This is a genomic window from Kineococcus sp. TRM81007 (genome assembly GCF_022669155.1).
GTDB lineage: Bacteria > Actinomycetota > Actinomycetes > Actinomycetales > Kineococcaceae > Kineococcus.
The window spans coordinates 94,627-115,722 of the sequence record NZ_JALBVB010000044.1; the positions used below are offsets into that span (position 1 = coordinate 94,627).

Annotated in this window: 18 protein-coding genes; 7 read left to right on the forward strand and 11 right to left on the reverse strand. The window is 74.6% G+C overall.

Annotated elements, in window-relative coordinates; all coding sequences use genetic code 11:
* Positions 1-42: 42 nt before the first annotated feature.
* The 9 genes from MN205_RS07965 to MN205_RS08005 all read right to left on the reverse strand — a co-directional run bounded on the left by MN205_RS07965 (position 43) and on the right by MN205_RS08005 (position 11,940).
* Positions 43-1,626 (reverse strand): sugar transferase, encoded by a 1,584-nt coding sequence (locus MN205_RS07965; protein WP_242733385.1) that lies wholly within the window; start codon positions 1,624-1,626, stop codon positions 43-45.
* A 247-nt stretch (positions 1,627-1,873) separates the two neighbouring features.
* On the reverse strand, positions 1,874-3,694 hold the full coding sequence (locus MN205_RS07970) for an ABC-F family ATP-binding cassette domain-containing protein (RefSeq protein WP_242126028.1): 1,821 nt from the start codon (positions 3,692-3,694) through the stop codon (positions 1,874-1,876).
* 84 nt (positions 3,695-3,778) lie between these two features.
* Positions 3,779-4,732 carry a 4-(cytidine 5'-diphospho)-2-C-methyl-D-erythritol kinase gene (locus MN205_RS07975; protein WP_242126030.1) on the reverse strand — a complete coding sequence of 318 codons (954 nt, stop codon included), beginning with the start codon at positions 4,730-4,732 and terminating at the stop codon, positions 3,779-3,781.
* 11 nt (positions 4,733-4,743) lie between these two features.
* Positions 4,744-5,595, reverse strand: a complete 852-nt coding sequence (rsmA, locus tag MN205_RS07980; protein ID WP_242126032.1) for a 16S rRNA (adenine(1518)-N(6)/adenine(1519)-N(6))-dimethyltransferase RsmA — start codon at positions 5,593-5,595, stop codon at positions 4,744-4,746.
* Between the two features lie 61 nt (positions 5,596-5,656).
* Positions 5,657-6,826: a resuscitation-promoting factor gene (locus MN205_RS07985; protein WP_242126034.1), complete on the reverse strand. Its 1,170-nt coding sequence runs from the start codon at positions 6,824-6,826 to the stop codon at positions 5,657-5,659.
* Positions 6,827-7,135: 309 nt separating this feature from the next.
* Positions 7,136-7,969, reverse strand: a complete 834-nt coding sequence (locus MN205_RS07990) for a TatD family hydrolase (RefSeq protein ID WP_242126036.1) — start codon at positions 7,967-7,969, stop codon at positions 7,136-7,138.
* Positions 7,966-9,789 (reverse strand): methionine--tRNA ligase, encoded by a 1,824-nt coding sequence (metG, locus tag MN205_RS07995; RefSeq protein ID WP_242126038.1) that lies wholly within the window; start codon positions 9,787-9,789, stop codon positions 7,966-7,968. The genes MN205_RS07990 and metG overlap by 4 nt, the downstream gene beginning before the upstream one ends.
* Positions 9,790-9,841: 52 nt before the next feature.
* Positions 9,842-11,080 carry an acyltransferase family protein gene (locus MN205_RS08000; protein WP_242126040.1) on the reverse strand — a complete coding sequence of 413 codons (1,239 nt, stop codon included), beginning with the start codon at positions 11,078-11,080 and terminating at the stop codon, positions 9,842-9,844.
* A 185-nt stretch (positions 11,081-11,265) separates the two neighbouring features.
* Complete coding sequence (locus MN205_RS08005; RefSeq protein WP_242126042.1) at positions 11,266-11,940, reverse strand: maleylpyruvate isomerase N-terminal domain-containing protein; 675 nt, start codon at positions 11,938-11,940, stop codon at positions 11,266-11,268.
* Between the two features lie 116 nt (positions 11,941-12,056).
* Here MN205_RS08005 and MN205_RS08010 point away from each other — a divergent pair, with 116 nt between their 5' ends.
* The 3 genes from MN205_RS08010 to MN205_RS08020 all read left to right on the forward strand — a co-directional run bounded on the left by MN205_RS08010 (position 12,057) and on the right by MN205_RS08020 (position 14,181).
* Positions 12,057-12,281, forward strand: a complete 225-nt coding sequence (locus MN205_RS08010) for a DUF3072 domain-containing protein (protein WP_242126044.1) — start codon at positions 12,057-12,059, stop codon at positions 12,279-12,281.
* Positions 12,282-12,286: 5 nt separating this feature from the next.
* On the forward strand, positions 12,287-13,051 hold the full coding sequence (locus MN205_RS08015; RefSeq protein ID WP_242126045.1) for a VOC family protein: 765 nt from the start codon (positions 12,287-12,289) through the stop codon (positions 13,049-13,051).
* A gap of 92 nt (positions 13,052-13,143) precedes the next feature.
* Positions 13,144-14,181 (forward strand): DUF808 domain-containing protein, encoded by a 1,038-nt coding sequence (locus tag MN205_RS08020; protein WP_242126047.1) that lies wholly within the window; start codon positions 13,144-13,146, stop codon positions 14,179-14,181.
* A 24-nt stretch (positions 14,182-14,205) separates the two neighbouring features.
* Here MN205_RS08020 and MN205_RS08025 read toward each other — a convergent pair whose 3' ends face one another.
* Positions 14,206-15,168, reverse strand: coding sequence for a quinone oxidoreductase (locus MN205_RS08025; protein ID WP_242126049.1), 963 nt, complete (start codon positions 15,166-15,168; stop codon positions 14,206-14,208).
* 32 nt (positions 15,169-15,200) lie between these two features.
* On the reverse strand, positions 15,201-16,217 hold the full coding sequence (locus MN205_RS08030) for a LacI family DNA-binding transcriptional regulator (RefSeq protein WP_242126051.1): 1,017 nt from the start codon (positions 16,215-16,217) through the stop codon (positions 15,201-15,203).
* A 183-nt stretch (positions 16,218-16,400) separates the two neighbouring features.
* Between MN205_RS08030 and MN205_RS08035 the strand changes: the two genes are divergently transcribed.
* From MN205_RS08035 to MN205_RS08050, 4 genes are read left to right on the forward strand one after another with little or no spacing between them, the layout of a single operon-like run.
* Complete coding sequence (locus MN205_RS08035; protein WP_242126053.1) at positions 16,401-17,654, forward strand: extracellular solute-binding protein; 1,254 nt, start codon at positions 16,401-16,403, stop codon at positions 17,652-17,654.
* Between the two features lie 27 nt (positions 17,655-17,681).
* Positions 17,682-18,632, forward strand: coding sequence for a carbohydrate ABC transporter permease (locus MN205_RS08040; protein ID WP_242126055.1), 951 nt, complete (start codon positions 17,682-17,684; stop codon positions 18,630-18,632).
* Positions 18,629-19,525 (forward strand): carbohydrate ABC transporter permease, encoded by an 897-nt coding sequence (locus MN205_RS08045; RefSeq protein ID WP_242126057.1) that lies wholly within the window; start codon positions 18,629-18,631, stop codon positions 19,523-19,525. The genes MN205_RS08040 and MN205_RS08045 overlap by 4 nt, the downstream gene beginning before the upstream one ends.
* A gap of 35 nt (positions 19,526-19,560) precedes the next feature.
* A complete protein-coding gene (locus tag MN205_RS08050; protein ID WP_242126059.1) occupies positions 19,561-21,078 on the forward strand; it encodes an alpha-N-arabinofuranosidase in 1,518 nt (505 codons plus the stop codon).
* Positions 21,079-21,096 lie beyond the last annotated feature (18 nt).

Below are 21,096 nucleotides of genomic sequence, written 5' to 3' on the forward strand. Positions count from 1 at the left end.
GGTGGGTGCGGGGGCGCCGCGGGACGGTGCGCGGGCGGGCCGTCAGTAGGCGCCGCGGCCGCGCAGCACCGCGCCCGCGGTCTTCCACAGGATCATGAAGTCGAACGTGAAGGACCAGTTCTCCACGTAGCGCACGTCCAGGCGCACCGACTCGTCCCAGTCGAGGTCGGAGCGGCCGTTGATCTGCCACAGGCCGGTCAGGCCCGGCTTGACCAGCAGGCGCCGGCGCATGTCGTAGCCGTACTTGTCGACCTCCGCCTGCAGCGGCGGGCGCGGGCCGACGAGGGACATCTCGCCGCGCAGCACGTTGATCAGCTGCGGCAGCTCGTCGACGGAGTAGCGGCGCATGACGCGCCCGACGCGGGTGATGCGGGGGTCGACCTTCATCTTGAACAGGACGCCGTTGCCGTCGGTGTTCTCGCGCAGGTCGATGAGCAGCTTCTCCGCGTCGGTGACCATCGAGCGGAACTTGAACATCGGGAAGAGCTTGCCGTCCTTGCCGACGCGCTGCTGCTTGAAGAAGACCGGGCCCTTGCTGTCGAGCTTGATCAGCAGCGCCACGGCCAGCAGCGCGGGGCTGAGCAGCAGCAGGGCGACCGCGGCCGCCGTGCGGTCCACGGTGGTCTTGGCCAGGCGGCGCACCCCGTCCAGCTCGGGGCGCTCCACGTGCAGCAGCGGCAGCCCGCACACGGGGCGGATCGCCACGCGCGGGCCGATCACCTCGGTCAGCGCCGGGGCGACGACCATGTCGGCGCGGGTGGCCTCCAGCTCCCAGCCGAGGCGGCGCAGGGCCGGGCCGTCCAGCTCGGGGCAGGAGGTGACGGCCACGACGTCGGCGTCGACGCTGGTGACGGCGTGGCGCACCTCCTCCAGGCTGCCGACGACGGGGATGCCCAGTTCGGTCAGCTCGGCGTCCTCCACCGCGCTGCCCTTCCCGCCCGGCACGCAGGCGCCCACGATGCGCATGCCGTGGTACGAGGCGCGGTGCAGCTGGCGGGCCATGCCGGCCACGGCGGCCCGGTGGCCCACCGCCACCACGCTCTGCCCCGCCTCGCCCCGGGTGCGGCGCTCGTGCAGGCGACGGCGCACCGCGTAGCGGCCCACCAGGGTCAGCACGGTGGCCACGGGGAAGGCGACGACGACGTACCCGCGGGCGACGTCGAGGTTGAAGGCCCACGAGGAGGTGCCGACGAGGGCCACGACGGCGAGCGCCGCGGACAGCACGCGGTGGAACTCCTCGGAGCCCACGCCGAGGAAGCGCGGTTCGTAGGTCCGGAAGGCGCCCATGGCGACCACCCAGATCAGGGGCAGCAGCACGGCGCAGGCGACGACCGCGCGGCCGGCGGTGCTGTCCAGGTCGGCCGGGCGCCCGTTGAAGCGGGCGAAGAAGCCGGTGAAGGCGGCCAGCGCGGCCACGGTCGCGTCCAGGGCGACGATCTTCTGCACGTAGCTGCGCTGCCAGGCGGGTGTGCGCTCGGGCAGGCCGAGCGTCGTGCGCTGGCGGGGCAGCAGGAGCCGTTCGCGGCGCGCCGCGTCGGCCTGCTCGTCCGCCGGTGAGGTGCCCAGGAGCTGGTCCTCCAGCTCGCCGGGCTGTGTCCTGGATCCGGGCGCGTCGCTGATGCTCAAAGTCCCCCCTGGACTCGATCGGATCGCCGGTTCGCCGGCTCGGCCACCTGCGTGATCCCACCCCCATGGGACCGCGCGGCGCCGCACAGCGTAGGGGAACGTCACCTGGACGGCGCAAGCGTTCCGCAGCCCGTCCGGGCGTGTCCGGCCGGTTGCCCCTGGACGGCCTCACCCGTTCGGCGCAGCGCGACCGCGACGTCGCGCACGGTGACCTCGGGGTCGGCCGCCGACGGGGACCGGGCCGGGATCACTCGACGAGCTCGGAAGCCTCCAGCCACGCCTGCTCGAGCTGCTCGCGCTCGGCGCCCAGGGCGCGCAGCCGCCCGTCCAGCTCGGTGACGGCCGCCAGGTCGGTGGCGCGCTCGGCCAGCTCGGCGTGCAGCCGCTCCTCCTGCTGCGCCAGGCGGTCGAGCTGCCGCTCGACGCGGGCCATCTCCTTGCGCGCCGCCCGCACCGCGGCTCCGTCGGCGGCGGGCCGGCGCGCAGCACCACCACCCGCGCCGCCCGCCGGGGCCGCGACCTGCGCGGCCTTGGCCGCCGCCCGGCGCTGCAGGTACTCCTCCACCCCGCCGGGCAGGTCGCGCACCGCGCCGTCGCCGAGCAGGGCCACCTGCCGGTCGGTGATGCGCTCCAGCAGGTAGCGGTCGTGGCTGACGACGACGAGGGTGCCGGGCCAGCCGTCGAGCAGGTCCTCCACGGCGGCGAGGGTGTCGGTGTCGAGGTCGTTGGTGGGCTCGTCCAGCAGCAGCACGTTCGGCTCGGCCATGAGCAGCCGCAGCAGCTGCAGGCGGCGGCGCTCACCGCCGGAGAGGTCGTCCACGCGCGTCCAGGCGCGCTGGGCGGTGAAGCCCAGGCGCTCCAGCAGCTGGCCGGCGGGCACGTCCCGGTCGCCCAGGCGCACGTGGCTGGCGACCTTGTCCACGGCCTCCAGGGCGCGCAGCTCGCCGACCTCGTCGAGCTCGCGCACCTCCTGCGAGAGGGTGGCGACCACGACGGTGCTGCCGCGCTTGACCCGGCCCGCGTCCGGCTGCACCGTGCCGTTCACCAGGCCCAGCACGGTGGACTTCCCGGCACCGTTGACGCCGACCACGCCGACGCGGTCGCCGGGGCCCAGCCGCCAGGTGACGTGGTCCAGCAGCCGCTTGGGGCCGTAGGACAGCGACACGTCCTCGAGGTCGACGACGTCCTTGCCCAGGCGCGTGGTGGCCATGCGGGCCAGCTCGACGGAGTCGCGCAGCGGCGGCACGTCCTCGATGAGGGCGTTGGCGGCGTCGATGCGGAAGCGCGGCTTGCTCGTGCGGGCGGGGGCGCCGCGGCGCAGCCAGGCCAGCTCCTTGCGCAGCAGGTTCTGCCGGCGCTCCTCGGTGACGGCCGCCACGCGGGCGCGCTCGGCGCGGGTGAGCACGTAGGCGGCGTAGCCGCCGTCGTAGGGATCGACGACCCCGTCGTGGACCTCCCAGACGCGCTCGCAGACGGCGTCGAGGAACCACCGGTCGTGGGTGACGACGAGGAGCGCGCCGGAGCCGGGGGCCCAGCGGGTGCGCAGGTGCTGCGCCAGCCAGGCCACGCCCTCGACGTCGAGGTGGTTGGTGGGCTCGTCGAGCACGAGCAGCTCGCCGGCGGGGTCGGCGGCCAGCAGGGCGGCCAGCCCGACGCGGCGGCGCTGGCCGCCGGACAGGGTGCCGACCGCGGTGTCCAGCCCGCCGACGTCGGAGGCGTCCAGGTCGCCCAGCAGGCCGGCCACGACGTCGCGCACGCGCGGCTGGGAGGCCCAGGCGTGCTCGGGCAGGTCGCCCAGGACGGCCTCGCGCACGGTGGTCGCCGGCGGCAGGGCGTCGGCCTGCGCGAGCATGCTCATGCGCAGCCCGCCGGTGTGGGTGACGCGGCCGCCGTCGGGTTCCTGCTGCTTGGCGAGCAGGCGCAGCAGGGTGGACTTGCCGTCGCCGTTGCGGCCGACGACGCCGATGCGGTCCCCCTCGGAGACCCCCAGCGAGACGGCGTCGAGCAGCGTGCGCGAGCCGTGCACGACGGTCAGGGCCTCGGCGCTGACCAGGTTGGCTGCGGGCACGGTGCTCCTCCTGCGGGTGGGTGCGGTGGTGGGTGCGGTGGTGGGTGCGGTGGTGGGTGCGGTGCTGGGTGCGGTGGTGGGGGCTCAGCGGGCGCGGACGGCCTCGAGCACCCGGGCGCCGGGCACGGGGCCGGCGGCGGTGCGCACCCGCTCGCCGAAGCGCGGCCGCAGCTGCGCGGCGAGGCGGCGGGCGTCGGGCGCGGAGGCGGCCAGGAGGGCGACCGTGGGACCGGACCCGGAGACCAGGCCGGCCAGCGCCCCGGCGTCGGCGCCCGCGGCGAGCGTCCCGGTCAGCTCGGGCGCCAGCGAGCAGGCCGCGTCCTGCAGGTCGTTGGACAGCGCCCGGCCGAGGGCGGAGGGGGCCCCGGAGCGCACCGCGGCCTCCACGGCGCGCAGCCTCTCGCCGGCGTCGGCCTCGGGCACCGGCCGCCCCGACGCCTCCCGCAGGCGGTCGCACTCGGCGAAGACCTCCGGGGTGCTCAGGCCCCGCCCGGCGAGCACGAGCACCCAGTGGAAGGAGGCGGTGGTCAGCACCGGCACGAGCCGGTCGCCGCGGCCGGTGCCCACGGCGGTGCGACCGTGCAGGCAGAAGGGCACGTCGGCCCCGAGCTCGGCGCCCAGCTCCGTCAGGGCCTCCAGACCCAGGTGCAGGCCCCACAGGGCGTCGCAGGCGACGAGCGCCGCGGCGGCGTCGGCGGACCCGCCCGCCATGCCCCCGGCGACCGGCACGCCCTTGCGCACGCTCAGGTGGGCGCCGCGGTCCACGCCGGCGCGGGCGGCCAGCAGCAGGGCGGCGCGCAGGGCCAGGTTGCGCTCGTCCAGCGGCACGCCGTCCACGTCGGCGCCCGCCGTGCCGGTGACCTCCACGGAGAAGGTGTCGGCGTCGGTGGCGGTGACGTCCTCGGCCAGGTCGAGGGCCTGGAAGACCGTGACGAGGTCGTGGTAACCGTCGTCGCGGCGCGGGCCGACCTCCAGCAGGAGGTTGACCTTGGCCGGGGCGCGGGCGGTGACGGACTCCCGCGCGGGACTGCTGAGCACGGGGTCAGACCCTACGGCGTCCCGGCACCGGGCCGGTGCGCCGCGATCCGGGCGAAGGCGGCCACGTCCAGCTGCTCGCCGCGCGCGGCGGGGTCGACGCCGGCTGCGCGCAGCGCCTGCTCGGCACCGGCGGCCGACCCGGCCCAGCCGGCCAGGGCGGCGCGCAGGGTCTTGCGGCGCTGCGCGAAGGCGGCGTCGACCACGGCGAAGACCTCCTCGCGGCTCGCGGTGGTCTCCGGGGCGGGGCGGCGGGTGAAGGCCACCAGCCCGGAGTCCACCCGCGGCACGGGCCAGAACACCGGCGGCGGCACGGCACCGGCGCGGCGGGCCTCGGCGTACCAGGCGGTCTTGGCGCTGGGGATGCCGTAGGTGCGGCTGCCCGGCGGTGCCACGAGACGGTCGGCGACCTCGGACTGGACCATGACCAGGCCGTGCCGCAGCGACGGGAAGCGGGCCAGCATCGACAGCAGCACCGGCACGGCCACGTTGTAGGGCAGGTTCGCCACGAGGGCGGTGGGGGCCGGGCCGGGCAGCTCGGTGACGGCCACCGCGTCGGCCAGCACCACCTCCAGCTCGGCACCGGGGCGGGTGCGGGCGGCGACGGTCGCGGGCAGCTCGGCGGCCAGCACGGGGTCGATCTCGACGGCCACCACCCGGTCGACGACCTCGAGCAGGGCCAGGGTGAGCGAGCCCAGGCCGGGACCGACCTCCACGACGACGTCCCCGGGTTCCAGCCCCGCGACGCGCACGATGCGGCGCACGGTGTTGGCGTCGACGACGAAGTTCTGGCCGAGGGTCTTGGTGGGCCGCACGCCGAGGCGCCCGGCGAGCTCGCGCACGTCCCCGGCGCTCAGCAGGGACACGCCGGTCCCCGTCGCACGGGTAGGGAGGAGCTCGCCGGGCGCTCGGCCGGGCGGGTCGTGGTCAGAGGCGCTTGCCGCACGTGGGCCATTGTCCGGCACCGGAGCGCTGGTACAGCAGCTTGGCCCGGTAGGTCTGCTCGGCGGCCGACGCCTGGCTGGGCAGGCCGCTGCCGCCGACGGAGCGCCAGGTGGCCACGCTGAACTGGTAGAGGCCGTGGTACTTGCCGGTGGCGGAGACGATGCTCGGGTTCCCGCCGGACTCGCAGGCGGCCAGGGCCGACCAGTTCAGCGAGTCCACGCCGCCGCCGACGGAGCCGCCGCCGGAGGACGAGGCGGAGCTGCTCGCCGCGGCGGGTGCCGGGGCGGGCTGCGGCTTCTGCTTCGTGCCGACCTGCACGACCCGCTCGACGGGCTGGGCGTCGACGGTCTCGCCCACGGCGTCGTGCGCGACGCGCACGCCGTCGCGGAAGACGTCGTCGAAGGTGACGGTCTTGGAGCCGTCCACGCCCTCGGTGACGACCTTCCGCTCCCCCTCGTACAGGGCGTCGGTCTCCTCGGTGCGGCTGCCGTGCGGGATCGCGACCTGCTCGGTGCTCTGCGAGCGGTCCACGCGCACGACCTGCACCCGCATCTCGGGGGTCACGCGCGCGGCGGTGTCCACGGACACCTCGTCGCCCTCGCGGACGGTGACGCCGGTCTCGGCGAGCAGGGCGGCGACGTCGGCGGCCGTGGTGGTCACGGCCCGCTCCTGGCCGTCGGCGACGACGACGGCGCTCTTGGGGGTCACCACGTCCAGCACCAGGCCCGAGCGGCCCAGGGGCTGCGAGCGGGAGGCGGACAGCTGGGCGCCGTCGGCGCGCACGCCCAGGTCGGCGAGCGCCTCGTCGACGGTGCGGGCGGTGGTCCAGCGGACCTGCTGCTCCCCGTCGACCGTGAGGGTCAGCTGCCGGCCGTAGCGCACGACGATGTCGGTGCCGTCGGCGACGGCGGTGTCGACGGCGGGGGCGACGATGTCGTGGGGGCCGACCTCGACGCCCTCGGACTCGAGGACGTCGGCGACGGTGCCGCCGAAGACGCTCAGCTCGGTGCGCGAGCCGTCGGCGTCGAGGGTGACGTCCTTGTCGAGGACGGTGAACGCCGCGGTGCCGCCGAGCACGGCCGCGAGGGCGGTGCCCCCTGCGGCGATGCGGACGGTGCGGGACGTGGCGGGGAGGATGGTGCGCAACTGCACGAGGAGTCCTTCGACGTGCTTCCCGGGCACGAGCGCGGGCGCGGGCCGGTGTGAGGGGGACCCCCGTCCCCCACGTCGGCCGTGGCGCCCGGCCTGCTCGATCCGGCCGACTGCGCGGGACCGTAACCGCGCTGACATCGTTTCGACAAGTTCCCGTGATCCCTGGAGCCCTGTCGCGAGGAGTGATCACGCTGGAGCGAGCAGTGGACGCAACGTGATCACCGGGCGGAAGGTCTGCGGTGCAGCGCGTCCGGCGGAGGCCCCGCCGGACGGGCGCGGCACCGCCCGCCACACCGGGGGTGACGCAGCTCACCAGGGCCCGTAGACGGCCTCCGTGGTCGCGGCGAGCTGCCCGCACAGCTCCTCCAGGTCCGCGCCGAGGGTCCGCGCCATCGAGCGCACGGTCAGCGGCACGAGGTAGCCGGCGTTGGGCCGGCCGCGGTGCGGCACCGGGGTCAGGTAGGGCGCGTCGGTCTCCACCATGACCCGGTCGCGGGGCACCGCGCGCAGGGCCTCGCGCAGCGGCTCGGCGTTCTTGAACGTCACGGTGCCGGCGAAGGACAGGTAGTAGCCGGCGTCGGCGCAGGCGCGCGCCATCGCCGCGTCACCGGAGAAGCAGTGGAACACCGTGCGCTCCGGCGCCCCCTCCTCGGCCAGCACGCGCAGGACCGCGTCGTGGGCGTCGCGGTCGTGGATCTGCAGCGCCAGGCCCAGCTCCTTGGCGAGGGCGATGTGCGCACGGAAGGACTCCTCCTGCAGGTGCCACTGCTCCGGCGGCGTGCGGAAGAAGTCCAGCCCCGTCTCCCCCACCACCCGCACGCGCGGGTGCCGCGCGAGCTCGCGCACCTCGGCCAGCGCCGCGTCCAGCTCACCGCGCTCGACGAGACCGGGCACCTCGTTCGGGTGGATCGCCACCCCGCCCAGCAGCTGCGGGTGCCGGTCCACCGCCTCGACGGTCCACCGGGCGGCGGGCAGGTCGCAGCCGATCTGCACCGAGCGCGGCACCCCGGCCGCCGCGGCCGCCGCGAGCAGCGCGGCGACCTCGGCCGGGGAGGACTCCAGGTCCAGGTGGGTGTGGTTGTCGACCACCGGCACCGGCAGCGGTTCCGGTGCCGGTGGCCGGGAGCCCTCGCGCGGGCTCACCCGACGTCGGGGTCCTCGCCCCGCAGCCGGCGGTGCTCCTCCTCGACCACCGCGTCGACGTCGAGCTTGGTGAAGACCGGCTTCGGCGGCGCCACGGGCGTGCCGGGCACCACGCGCACCGAGCCCCAGCCCGGCAGGTTCTCACCGCGGCGGTAGTCGCCGGTCAGCACCGGGTACGAGCGCGAGGCGTCGTCGAGGTCGGTGACCTCGCGCAGCTCCGGCATCGGCGAGACGGTGCCGGTGCCGCCGAGGGCCTCGTGCACCGCCTGCGCCGAGTGCGGCAGGAACGGCGAGAGCAGCGTGCGGCAGTCCGAGACCGCCTGCGCCGTCACGTGCAGCACCGCGCGCATCCGCTCCGGGTCGGAGTTCTTGATCTTCCAGGGCTCCTGCTCGGTGAGGTACTTGTTGACCTCGCCGACCACGCGCATCGCCTCGCCGAGGGCGGCGCGCTGGCGGTGGGCCTCGATGAGGCCGCCGACCGCGCTGAACGCCCTGCCCGTCGTCTCCAGCACGCGCCGGTCGGCGTCGGTCCGCTCACCCGCCTCGGGGATCGAGCCGACGTTCTTGGCGATGAGGCTGGCCGTGCGGTTGACGAGGTTGCCCCAGCCGGCGACGAGCTCGGAGTTGGTGCGGGTGGCGAACTCCCGCCAGGTGAAGTCCGAGTCGTTGTTCTCCGGCCCGGCCGCGGAGATGAAGTAGCGCAACGCGTCCGGCTGGTAGCGGGCCAGGACGTCGCGCACGTAGATGACGACGCCGCGGCTGGAGGAGAACTGCTTGCCCTCCATGGTGAGGAACTCGCTGGCCACCACCTCGGTGGGCGGGTTGAGCGAGCCGAGCGGGCCGGGCTCGCCGCCCTTCGCGCCCTTCCCGTCGTGGGCGAGCAGCTCGGCCGGCCAGATCTGGGAGTGGAAGGTGATGTTGTCCTTGCCCATGAAGTAGTACGACTCGGCGGACGGGTCCGTCCACCAGGCGCGCCAGGCGTCGTCGTCGCCGGAGCGGCGCGCCCACTCCACCGACGCCGACAGGTAGCCGATGACGGCGTCGAACCACACGTACAGCCGCTTGGCGGGGTTGTCCTCCCACCCGGCCAGCGGCACCGGGATGCCCCAGTCGATGTCGCGGGTCATCGCCCGCGGCTTCATGTCCTTCAGCAGGTTCTGGGAGAACTTCAGCACGTTGGGCCGCCAGCGGCCGGTCTCGCCGCGGGTCTGCAACCAGGACCCGAGCGCGTCGGCGAGCGCGGGCAGGTCGAGGTAGAAGTGCTCGGTCTCCACGAACACCGGCGTCTCGCCGTTGACGCGGCTGCGCGGGTTCTTCAGCTCGATCGCGTCGAGCTGGTTGCCGCAGTTGTCGCACTGGTCGCCGCGGGCGCCGTCGAAGCCGCAGATCGGGCAGGTGCCCTCCACGTAGCGGTCCGGCAGGGTGCGCCCCGTGGACGGGGAGATGGCGCCCATGCCCTTCTTCGCGACCATGTACCCGTTGCGGTGCACGGTGCGGAACATCTCCTGCACCACGGCGTAGTGGTTGCGCGTGGTGGTGCGGGTGAAGAGGTCGTAGGCCAGGCCCAGGCCGTGCAGGTCCTCGGCGATGACGCGGTTGTAGCGGTCGGCCAGCTCCTGCGGGCTCACGCCCTCCTGCTCGGCCTGCACGAGGATCGGGGTGCCGTGCTCGTCGGTGCCCGAGACCATGAGGACGTCGTGACCCGCCATCCGCATGTACCGGCTGAACACGTCGGAGGGGACGCCGAAGCCGGCGACGTGGCCGATGTGGCGGGGGCCGTTGGCGTAGGGCCAGGCCACCGCGGACAGGACGTGGGTCATGGGGCGATCCTAGGGCGCCCGGCGGGGGCCACCGGGTGGGCCACCGGGTGGGCTACCGGGTGGGCCCGCCCTCCGGCGGCCGGACCGCGGCGGGCTCCGCCGCCTGCGGGGCGGGCCGGGTCCGCTGGTCGGGCCGGGTCTGCTGGGCGGGCTGGGCGGGCACGGGGGCGGGCGGCAGCTGCGCGGGGCGCGGGCCGCCCGGCAGGGCGAACAGCCACGCGGCCCCGGCCCGCAGCAGCAGCGCGTGCACGCCCACCGAGGCCAGGACGAGCGCCGCCGAGAGCAGCGGCGGGTAGAGCAGGGCGGCGGCCTGCGGCAGCGGACCGGGCAGGGCGCTCAGCAGCCGCTCGTCGAGGACGAGCAGCACCGGGTGCAGCACGAACAGCAGGACGGGGTGCAGCACGTACACCGGCAGGGTCCGGCGGCCCAGGCGCACCCAGGGCGCGGCCAGCCGGGGCAGGGAGGTGGTCAGCTGCACCGCGAGCAGGACACCGGTGGTCACCGCGAGCAGCCGCAGCGGCAGCTCCGCCACGGCCTGGCCGACGACCCCCGGGTCCAGCCGCCACAGCAGGACGCCTGCGCCGAGCAGCCCGGCGGCGGCGACCGCGGCCCACAGCGGTCGCGGGCGGGCGGCCAGCTCCCGCAGCCGGCCGGCGCAGGCCGCGCCGAGGAAGTACCACACGCCGTTCTGCAGCACCGACTCCGAGCCCCAGGGCGCCGGGAGCCAGGTGGCGAAGGAGGCCGTGGCGACCGCGGCCGCCGCCGCGACGACGACGGCCCGGGGCAGGCGGGCGGTGAGCTTGCCGATCGTGAAGTACAGGGCCAGCGCGTAGAGGAACCAGGGACCCACCCCTCCGGCGAGGCCGGCGGTGAGCCACCCGGCGGGGTCCGCGGGCACGACGAGCCCGAGGCTGCCGGCCTCGAGCCCACCGCCGGCGACGGCGCCGACGGCCAGCCCGGTGAGGGTCCACAGGAGCAGCCACACCACGTGCAGGTAGGCGTAGGTGCCCACGCGGGGCCGCAGCACCGACGACCAGGGCCGCTGCAGGGCGCGCACCGCGAAGTAGCCGGCGACGGCGAAGAACAGCGGCATGCGCAGCGGGCGCAGCACCTCGTTGAACATCGACCACAGCCACTGGGCGCCCGAGGCGCCGGGCCAGGCCCGCTCGACGACCGGCAGGTAGTGGAACCACGTGACGTGCCCCAGCACGACCAGCGCCACGCTGGCGCCCTTCGCCGCGTCCGCCCACTCCTGGCGGCTGGTGGCGGGCGCGGCTGTTCGAGCGGTCATGACGGTCTCCCCCGGTGCCTTCGTCCCCCGACGGCTCGCCACCCGGCGGTGACGGCTCGTCGCCGAGGGGTGAGACTAGTGATTCGGGAGGGGGTCGGGCAGGTGGTTCGCTGATCCGTTCGGGTGGTCCGCCCCGGTGCGCGGGGACGGTGCCCGACCACCCGGTGCGGGCCCACCCCGTGTGGTCACCGCCAGTGCGGGGCCCGCGTGCGGCGGTGCGGGGCGCCGCCCCACTCCTCCAGGGGCGCCGACCACCACCACCAGTCCGGGTCGTGGCCCAGCCCGTCCAGGTGGCGACGGCCGGTGACGGCCAGCAGGACCGTCGCGGGATCGGCCACGTCCAGGGCGTGCGCGGCCCACGGGAAGACGCGCCGCACGGTGCGCTCGCACACCCCGGTGGGCAGCGGCAGCTCCACCTGCAGCGCGCCGGCCGCGTCGGTGCCGTGCACGAGGACCTCCGTGACGGCCATGCCGCACCAGCCGGCGGCGTCGGCCAGGCCGCTGGGGTGCCAGGCGCGCTCGCGCCCGAGGCCCCCGAGGACCGCGGCCAGCACCGCGGCCGCGCCGTCGACGTCGGCGAGCTGCTCGGACGGCACGGCCGGGCGCCCCTCGCGCAGCGGCGGGCGCGGGCCGGTGGCCCGGGTGGCGACCAGCCCCGCGTACAGCAGCAGCGCGTCGGCCACGTGGCTGACGCTGCGGGCCGCGCTCCAGCGGGTCGGCGCGGCGGGGCGCTCCCACCGCTCGTCGTCGTCGGCGCGCGCCGCCAGCGGGGCGAGGGCGCGCGCGGCGGCGAGGACGTCGCCGGCGCGGGGGTGCTCGGGGGGCTGCGGACGCTCGGAGGGCTCGGGCTGCTCGGGCACGGCTCTCCCGGGGGTCGGGTCCGTCGCGGGGTGCGGTGCGAGGCTACCGGTCGTGATCACCGGCCGTCACCCCGCTCGCCGGGCGCGTGTCGCACCCGGGTCGTAGCGTCGGGCCCGTGAGCGAGAACACCGGCGCAGAGCAGGCCCCCGACCCCGCCCAGAACGCCGAGAAGGACCCGGAGACCTGGGTCACCGGCGACGAGCCGATGACCGGCCCGCAGCAGAGCTACCTGCAGACCCTCGCCCGCGAGGCCGGCCGGGACCTGCCCGAGGGCCTGACGAAGGCGCAGGCCTCCGAGATGATCGACGAGCTGCAGCAGCAGACCGGCCGCGGGCAGTAGCCGCGGTGGCGCCCGGTCCCGCGGTCGCGCCCGGGGCGGGGGCGCGGCTGGCGTCGGTCACGGTGGACGCGGCCGACCCGCCCGCCCTGGCGCGCTGGTGGGCGCGCGCGCTGGACTGGCGCCTCGGTCACGCCGACGCCGGCGAGGTGGACGTCGACCCCCCCGAGGGCGAGCCCGGGGTCCCGCTGGTGTTCGTGCCGGTCCGGGACGCCAAGGACGGGCCGAACCGCGTGCACCTGGACCTGGACACCTCCTCCCCCGCCGAGCAGCGGGAGACGGTGCAGTACCTGCTGGACACCGGCGCCCGGCGCGCTGACGTCGGCCAGGGCGACGCCCCGTGGGTGGTGCTGGCGGACCCGGAGGGCAACGAGTTCTGCGTGCTGGACCCGCGCCCGCAGTACGAGGGCTGCGGGCGGGTGGCGGCCGTCGTGGTGCAGGCGCTGCGCCCGCAGGCGCTGGCGGCCTTCTGGGCCCCGCTGACCGGCTGGGACGTCGTGCGCTCGGACCCGGCCGCCTCGGCGCTGCGCGACGGCCACCGCGGGCCGTACCTGGAGTTCGTGCGCACCGCGACGCCGCACGCGGTGAAGAACCGCTGGCACCTGGACGTGCGGCCCACCTCCCCGCCACCGGGGCAGGACCGGGTGGTGCGCGCCGCCCGCGAGGCCGGGGCCCGGCCGGTGGACGTCGGCCAGCACCGGCGCGTCAGGTGGGTGGTGCTCGCCGACCCGGAGGGCAACGAGTTCTGCGTGCTGTCCGGCCGGGCGGGCTGAACGCCCGCCGGGTGCGCCCGGCGCTCCGGGCGGACACCATGGGCGGGATCGGTGCCCGCCCGCGGTGCCGGCCGGACGGAGAGGACCTTCCCGTGAGCGGTGGACTCGTGGCCCTGCTCGACGACGTGGCGGTGCTGGCGCGCGCCGCCGCCGCGTCCGTCGACGACATCGGTGCCGCGGCGGCACGAGCCGGCGTGAAGGCCGCCGGTGTCGTCGTCGACGACACCGCCGTCACGCCCCAGTACGTGCGGGGCCTGGCGGCCGAGCGCGAGCTGCCGATCGTCCGCCGCATCGCGCTGGGCTCGCTGCGCAACAAGCTGCTGCTGATCCTGCCCGCGGTGCTGCTGCTGAGCCAGTTCCTGCCGTTCCTGCTCACCCCGATCCTGATGCTCGGCGGGGCCTACCTCTGCTACGAGGGCGTGGAGAAGGTGTGGGGCAAGCTCAGCGGCCACGGGCACGGGCACGGCGAGCAGGAGCAGCTCGCGGACGAGGACACGATCGTCTCCGGGGCGGTGCGCACCGACTTCATCCTGTCGGCCGAGATCATGGTGATCTCGCTCGACCAGGTGACCGACGAGCCGTTCGTGTCCCGAGCGGTCGTCCTGGCGGTCGTCGCGGTCGCCATCACCGTCCTGGTGTACGGCGTCGTCGGCCTGATCGTGAAGATGGACGACGTGGGGCTGCGCCTGTCCCGCACGCCCGGCAGCGCCCTGGCCGGTCTGGGGCGCGGGCTGGTGAAGGGGATGCCCCGGCTGCTGACCGCCCTGACGGTCGTCGGGACCGCCGCGATGCTGTGGGTCGGCGGTCACATCCTGCTGGTGGGCGCCGACGAGCTCGGACTGCACGCCCCGTACGGGCTCGTGCACCACGCCGAGGAGGCGGTCCACGAGGCCACCGGGGCGCTCGGCGGCGTCCTCGGCTGGACGACCAACACGCTGGGCAGCGCGCTCGCCGGGCTGGTCGTCGGCGCGCTCGTCGTGCTCGTCGTCACCCTCGTCGCACGCCTGCGCGGGGGCCGCGGCGCGCACGGGGACGGAGCGCACGAGGACGGAGCGCACGAGGACGGAGCGCACGAGGACGGCACGCGCGGGAGCACCGCGCACGGCGGCACCGGGCGCGGGGACGCCTGACCCCCCGGCAGCGGCGGGACGGGGTCAGGGCAGCAGCAGGAGCTTGCCCGTGGTGCGCCGGCCCTCGAGGTCCTCGTGGGCGCGGCGCACGTCGGCCAGCGGGTGCGTCGCCCCGATCCGCACGTCGAGCCGCCCGTCCGCGACCCAGCCGAACAGCTCACCGGTGCGCCCCAGCAGCTCGGCGCGGTCCCGGGTGTACGACGCCAGGGTGGGCCGGGTCAGGAACAGCGAGCCGGCGGCGTTGAGGCGCTGCACGTCGAGGGGCGGCACCTGCCCGGACGAGCCGCCGTACAGCGCGAGCAGACCCCGCGGGCGCAGCGCGGCCAGCGAGTCGTCGAAGGTGGCCGCGCCCACGCCGTCGTAGACGACGTCGACGCCCCGGCCGCCGGTGAGCTCGCGGGCGCGGCGGGCGGCGTCGGCGTAGCGCACGACCTCCTCGGCGCCGGCGGCGCGCGCCAGGTCGGCCTTCTCCTCGGTGGAGGTCGTCGCGAGCACCCGTCCGCCGCGCAGCCGCACGACCTGCGTCAGCAGCAGCCCGACACCGCCGGCGGCGGCGTGCACGAGCGCCCAGGTGCCCTCGGTGACGCGGAACGTGTCGGTGGCGAGGTAGTGCGCGGTCAGCCCCTGCAGCAGCACGGCCGCCGCGGTGCGCGCGTCCACGCCCTCGGGCACGGGCACCAGCTCCCCGGCGGCGACGAGCACCCGTTCGGCGTAGCTGCCCGGCCCCTCCTTCCACGCCACGAGGTCCCCCGGGGCGAACCCCTCGACGCCCTCGCCGGCGCGCACGACGCGGCCGGCGCCCTCGCTGCCGAGGACGGCGGGCAGGTGGAGCGGGTACACCCCGCTGCGGCGGTAGGTGTCGATGAAGTTCACGCCCGCGGCCTCCACGGCCACGAGCACCTGACCTGGGCCCGGCTCCGGCTCCGGCACCTCGACGAGGGTGAGGACCTCCGGGCCGCCGGTGGCGGTGATCTGCACGGCTCGCACGCCGCGATCCTGCCCGACGCCCGGGCGGGGCGTCAGCCGCCGGTGCTCTCCCGCACCACGAGCCGGTGCTCGGCGACCAGGGTGCGCGGCGGGGCGTCCAGGCCGTCGAGGCGCTCGGCCAGCAGCGCGAGGGCCTGCTCGGCGATGGAGGTGCGGTCGAGGGTCACGGTGCTGAGGGTGGGGGCGCAGAAGCGTGACTCCTCGACGTCGTCGACCCCGACGACCGCGACGTCCTCGGGCACGCGCCGCCCCAGCCGGCGCAGGGCGTGCAGGGCACCGAAGGCCAGCAGGTCGTTCGCGGCGAAGATCGCGTCGACGTCGGGGCGAGCGGTCAGCAGCTCCACCACGGCGTCGTGGCCGTGCCCGCGCTCCCACTCGGGCGTCGGCCGCAGGAGCTGCGGGTCGACCTCGATCCCGGCCCGCTGCAGCGCCCGGCGGTAGCCGGCGAGGCGCTGGGCGAGCACCGGGGAGCGCTCGGCGTCCTTGTCCCCGAGGAAGGCGATGCGCCGGCGGCCGCGCTCGAGCAGGTGGGTGGTGGCCACGTCACCGACGGCCACGGAGTCGACGGTGACGCGGTCGGCGTCGGCGCCCTCGCCGTTCTCGCCGATGAGCACCGCGGGCGTCCGGTCGCGCCGCTCGGCCAGCACGCCGGTGGGGATGTTCAGGGGCACGAAGACCAGCCCGTCGACCATGCGGACCCCGAACCCCTCGGCGGCCTGGCGCTCGCGGTCGGGGTCGGCGTCGGTCTGCTCGACGAGCAGGGTCAGCCCGCGCTCGCGGGCCGCGTCGACGAGAGCGCTGGTGAGCTCGCCGTAGTAGGGGCTGGTGACGTGCGGCACGGCCAGCGCGATCAGCCCGCTGCGGCCCTGCCGCAGCTGGCGGCCCATCCCGTTGGGGCGGTAGTCCAGCTGCTCGATGAAGGCGCGCACGCGCTCGCGCATCTCGGGGCGCACGTGCGGGTGGTCGTTGACCACGTTGGAGACGGTCTTGATGGAGACGCCGGCCGCTGCGGCGACGTCCTTGAGCGTCGTCGCTCGGGTCGCTGGCATGGGCGCATCATGGCACCGATCCCTCCGGCCGCGGCACCGCCCCGCCGGACTCGCTTGACGCACCGCGGTTCGAGGGTGTTTGGTTCTTCCAACGTTGCAAGGAAGCATGGGAGGTCGACGATGACCCGCACTACCCCCTCGCGCAGGACAGTCCTGCGCGCAGCGGGTGCGGCCGCAGCAGGGGTGGGCGCCACGGGGCTCGCCTCGTGCGCCACACCGGTCACGGGCAGCGGCTCGGGCACGCAGCTGGCGTACTGGAACTTCTTCACCGGTGGTGACGGCGAGCGGATGGTCGAGCTCGTCGACAGCTACCGCGCGGAGGCGCCGTCCGTGGACGTGACGGCCACGACCCTCATGTGGGGTGCGCCGTACTACACGAAGCTCGCGATGGCCTGCGCCGGCGGCCGCGCACCGGACCTGGCGACGATGCACGTCTCGCGCCTGGGCCCGTTCGCCGCGCACCTGCTCGACCCGTTCGACCTCGACGAGCTCGCGGCCCGCGGGATCACGCAGGACCAGTTCCCGAGCCGGGTGTGGGAGAACGCACAGGTCGACGGTGAGCTCTACGCCCTGCCCCTGGACACGCACCCGATGGTGCTCTACGTGAACACCGACCTGTGCTCGCAGGCCGGCCTGATGGGCGACGACGGCGAGCTGGCCCCCATCACCTCCGTCGAGCAGTTCTTCGACGCCGGCCGCCGCCTGGCCGAGGTGACCGGCTCGACCGGCATCTCCTGGGCCGCAGCCGACGGCCTCGCCAGCTGGATGATGTTCTGGTCGATCTTCCGCCAGATGGGCGGGGTGATGGAGCTGCCCGACGGCGGCCCCGCGCAGGTGGACCGCGAGGTGATGACCGCGACGTTCTCCTTCATCCGGGACATGACCGACGGCACGATCTGCTCGCAGACGCTGGACGGCCCGGCGGCACCGGCGGTGTTCGCCAGCCAGCAGGCCGGGTTGTTCGTCCTGGGTCCCTGGGAGCTCATCACCGCCGAGACCGCGGGGATCCCGTTCACGATGGTCCCCTTCCCGGCGCTCTTCGGGGACGCTCCGCTGATCCGCGCGGACAGCCACAGCTTCGTCCTGCCGCGGCAGCTCTCGGTCGACCCGGAACGCCGCGCGGCCGCCTACGACATGGCCGCCTCAATGCTGCGCAACAGCCTCTCGTGGGCCGGCGGCGGGCACATCCCCGCGCTGTCGGCCGTCTCGGAGAGCCCGGAGTTCCTGACCCTGGAGCCGCAGTCGAACTACGCCGAGGCTGCCGAGTTCGTCGAGTACGACCCGGCCGCGTACTTCTCCGGGTCCGGCTCGCAGCTCATGTCCTACGGCGGGCAGCAGATCCTCGGCGTCTCCACGCGCGCCCAGACGCCCGAGCAGGCCACCGAGAACCTGGTGACCTGGCTCGACCAGCAGCTCGCCATCCCCAGCCCGGTCTGAGCCGGCCCTCGACGACAGAGGTACTCCATGGCCACCACCGCGAGCGGCGCCACCGTCGTGCCGCCGCCCGGGGCGACGCAGCCCCGGCGCAAGACCCCGTCCCTGACGACGAACCCCGGTGGGTTCTGGTTCGTCCTGCCCTTCCTGGTCGTGTACGCGGCCTTCACGATCTTCCCGGTCCTGTACGGGCTGGGGATGAGCTTCTTCAACGTCAGCCTCGCCGGTGCCCCGACGACGTTCGTGGGCGTCGACAACTACGCCGAGCTGCTCGGGGACGCCCAGGTGTGGCGGACCCTCGGGCACACCCTGCTGTTCACCGTGCTCTCCACGGTCCCCCTCATCCTGGTGTCGCTGGCGATGGCGCTGCTGGTGCACACCGGCGTCAAGGGCCAGTGGTTCTGGCGCTTCTCCTTCTTCGCCCCCTACCTGCTGCCCGTGTCCACGGTCGTCCTGATCTGGAACTGGCTGATGCAGGGCGACTTCGGTTTCATCAACGGGATCCTGGACTTCGTCGGACTGCCCAAGGTCGGCTGGCTCAGCGACGAGAGCGTCGCCCTGACCTCGGTCGTCCTCATCACCGTGTGGTGGACCGTCGGCTTCAACTTCCTGCTGTACCTGGCGGCCCTGCAGGCCATCCCCGAGTCCGTGTACGAGGCCGCCGCCCTGGACGGTGCGGGCGGCTGGCGGCGGACGCTGTCCATCACCCTGCCCCTGCTGAGGGGGACGACCGGCCTGGTGATCGTCCTGCAGATCCTCGCGTCCCTGAAGGTCTTCGACCAGGCGTACATCCTGTTCAACGGCTCCGGCGGACCGGGCGGCGCGGCTGCGCCGATCCTGCAGTACGTGTACGACACCGGGTTCGTGAACTACCGCCTGGGCTACGCCTCGGCGATCTCCTACGTCTTCTTCGCCCTCATCATCGTCGTCTCGCTCGGGCAGTTCGCCCTGAGCCGTCGCCGGGGAAGGACCGCAGCATGAGCACCCCGACCATCCCCCGGGCCGAAGCGGCGGCGACCACCTCGCGCAGCGGCGCCAAGGTGCGCCAGTACTCGCCCATGGGCCGCGCCCTCGTCGTCACGGCACTGATCGTCGTGGCAGTGCTGTGGCTGGCGCCGCTGGCGTGGGCGCTCATCACGTCCCTGAAGCCGGAGGGCGAGACGACGGACGTCCCGCTGCAGCTGGTGCCCGACGCCGGGTACACCGGGACCGCCTACGAGTCCGTGCTGAGCAACGACAACCTCATCCGGTGGTTCGTGAACTCGACCTTCGTCGCCGTCGTCGTCACGGCGCTGACGCTGGTCGTCTCGGCGCTGGCCGCCTACGGGTTCTCCCGGTGCGACTTCCGCGGCAAGGGACTGCTGTTCGCCCTGACGATCGCCGGGATCATGATCCCGCCGCAGATCCTCATCGTCCCGCTGTACCGCGAGGTCCTCGCGATGGGCCTGGCCGACACCTACTGGGGCATCATCCTGCCGCAGCTGGCCGTGCCGACGATGGTCTTCATCCTGAAGAGCTTCTTCGACGGGATCCCCCGGGAACTGGAGGAGGCCGCCCGGGTCGACGGCGCCGGCTCGTTCCGCATCTTCTGGCAGGTCGTCCTGCCGCTGTCGCGGTCCATCCTCGCCGCGGTGGGCATCTTCATCTTCATCAGCGCCTGGAACAACTTCCTGTGGCCGTTCATCATCACGTCGAACCCGGACCTCATGACGCTGCCCGTCGGGCTGGTGCAGGTGCAGTCCAGCTTCGGTGTCCGCTACGCGCAGGTGATGGCCTCGGCGCTGCTGGCCGGCCTCCCGCTGATCATCGTGTTCATGCTGTTCCAGCGCCAGATCATCCGCGGGGTCGCCACCACCGGCCTCGGCGGCCGCTGAAGCCCTCCTCGAACCACCACCCTGGAAGGACCCCCGTGCGCAACGCCCGCCTCACCCTCGACCCCGCCTTCACCGTCGGCCCCGTCCCGCACCGACTGTTCGGCTCCTTCGTGGAGCACATGGGTCGCTGCGTGTACACCGGCATCTTCGAGCCGGACCACCCCACCGCCGACGAGGACGGCCTGCGCGGCGACGTCCTGGAGCTGACGAAGCAGATCGCCCCCACCGTGGTGCGCTACCCCGGCGGCAACTTCGTCTCCGGCTTCGAGTGGGAGGACTCCGTCGGCCCGCGCGAGGAGCGTCCCCGGCGCATCGACCGCGCCTGGCGCTCGGTGGAGACGAACCAGTTCGGCCTGGCCGAGTTCGACTCCTGGGCCCGCAAGGTCGGCACCGAGACGATGATGGCCGTCAACCTCGGCACCCGCGGCCTGCAGGACGCCTGCAACCTGCTCGAGTACACGAACCTGAACTCGGGCACCAAGTACTCCGACCTGCGCGTCGCCCACGGCACCAAGGACCCGCTGGACATCAAGCTGTGGTGCCTGGGCAACGAGCTGGACGGGCCCTGGCAGACCGGCCACAAGACGGCGCACGAGTACGGCCGCCTGGCCGCCGAGACCGGCATGGCGATGCGCTCCATCGACCCGGACATCGAGCTGGTGGCCGTGGGCTCCTCCAGCCGCTCGATGCCGACGTTCGGCGAGTGGGAGTCCACCGTCCTGGACCTCTCGTACCACGCGGTCGACTACATCTCCTGCCACGCCTACTACGAGGAGTCCGACGGCGACGCCGCCAGCTTCCTCGCCTCGGCCGTCGACATGGACCTGTTCATCGACCAGGTCGTCGCCACCGCCGACGCGGTGCGCGCGAAGGGCAAGCACAACAAGCGCATCAACATCTCGTTCGACGAGTGGAACGTCTGGTACCAGTCGCGCCCCCACCACGCCCCCGGCGTGCAGCCGTGGGACGTCGCCCCGCGCGTCATCGAGGACGAGTACTCCATCACCGACGCCGTCGTCGTCGGCACCCTGCTGAACTCGCTGCTGCGCCACGCCGACCGCGTCACCATCGGCGCGCAGGCCCAGCTGGTCAACGTCATCGGCCTGCTGCGCAGCGAGGCGGGCGGGGAGGCGTGGAAGCAGACCATCGCCCACCCCTTCGAGCAGATGCGCCACCTCGCCACCGGCGACGTGCTGCGGGTCGCGACGACGTCCGACAAGTACGAGACCGACAAGTTCGGCGACGTCGACGTCGTGGACGCCAGCGCCACCTGGAACGACGACACCTCCACGGTCTCGCTGTTCCTCGCCAACCGCGACCAGTCCGAGAGCGCCTCCGTCGAGGTGTCCCTGCGCGGCTTCGACGTCTCGAAGGTCGTCAACGCGAAGGTGCTGGCCGCCACCGAGGGCCAGGACCGCAACACCACCAACGCGACCGGCTCGCACGACCAGGTGGGCCTGCGCCCGCTTCAGGACGTCTCGATCGTCGACGGCGTGGCCACCGTCGTGCTGCCGCCGCTGTCGTGGGCGGTCGTGCAGGTCGCCAAGGCCTGACGGTCACCGTGGGCTGAC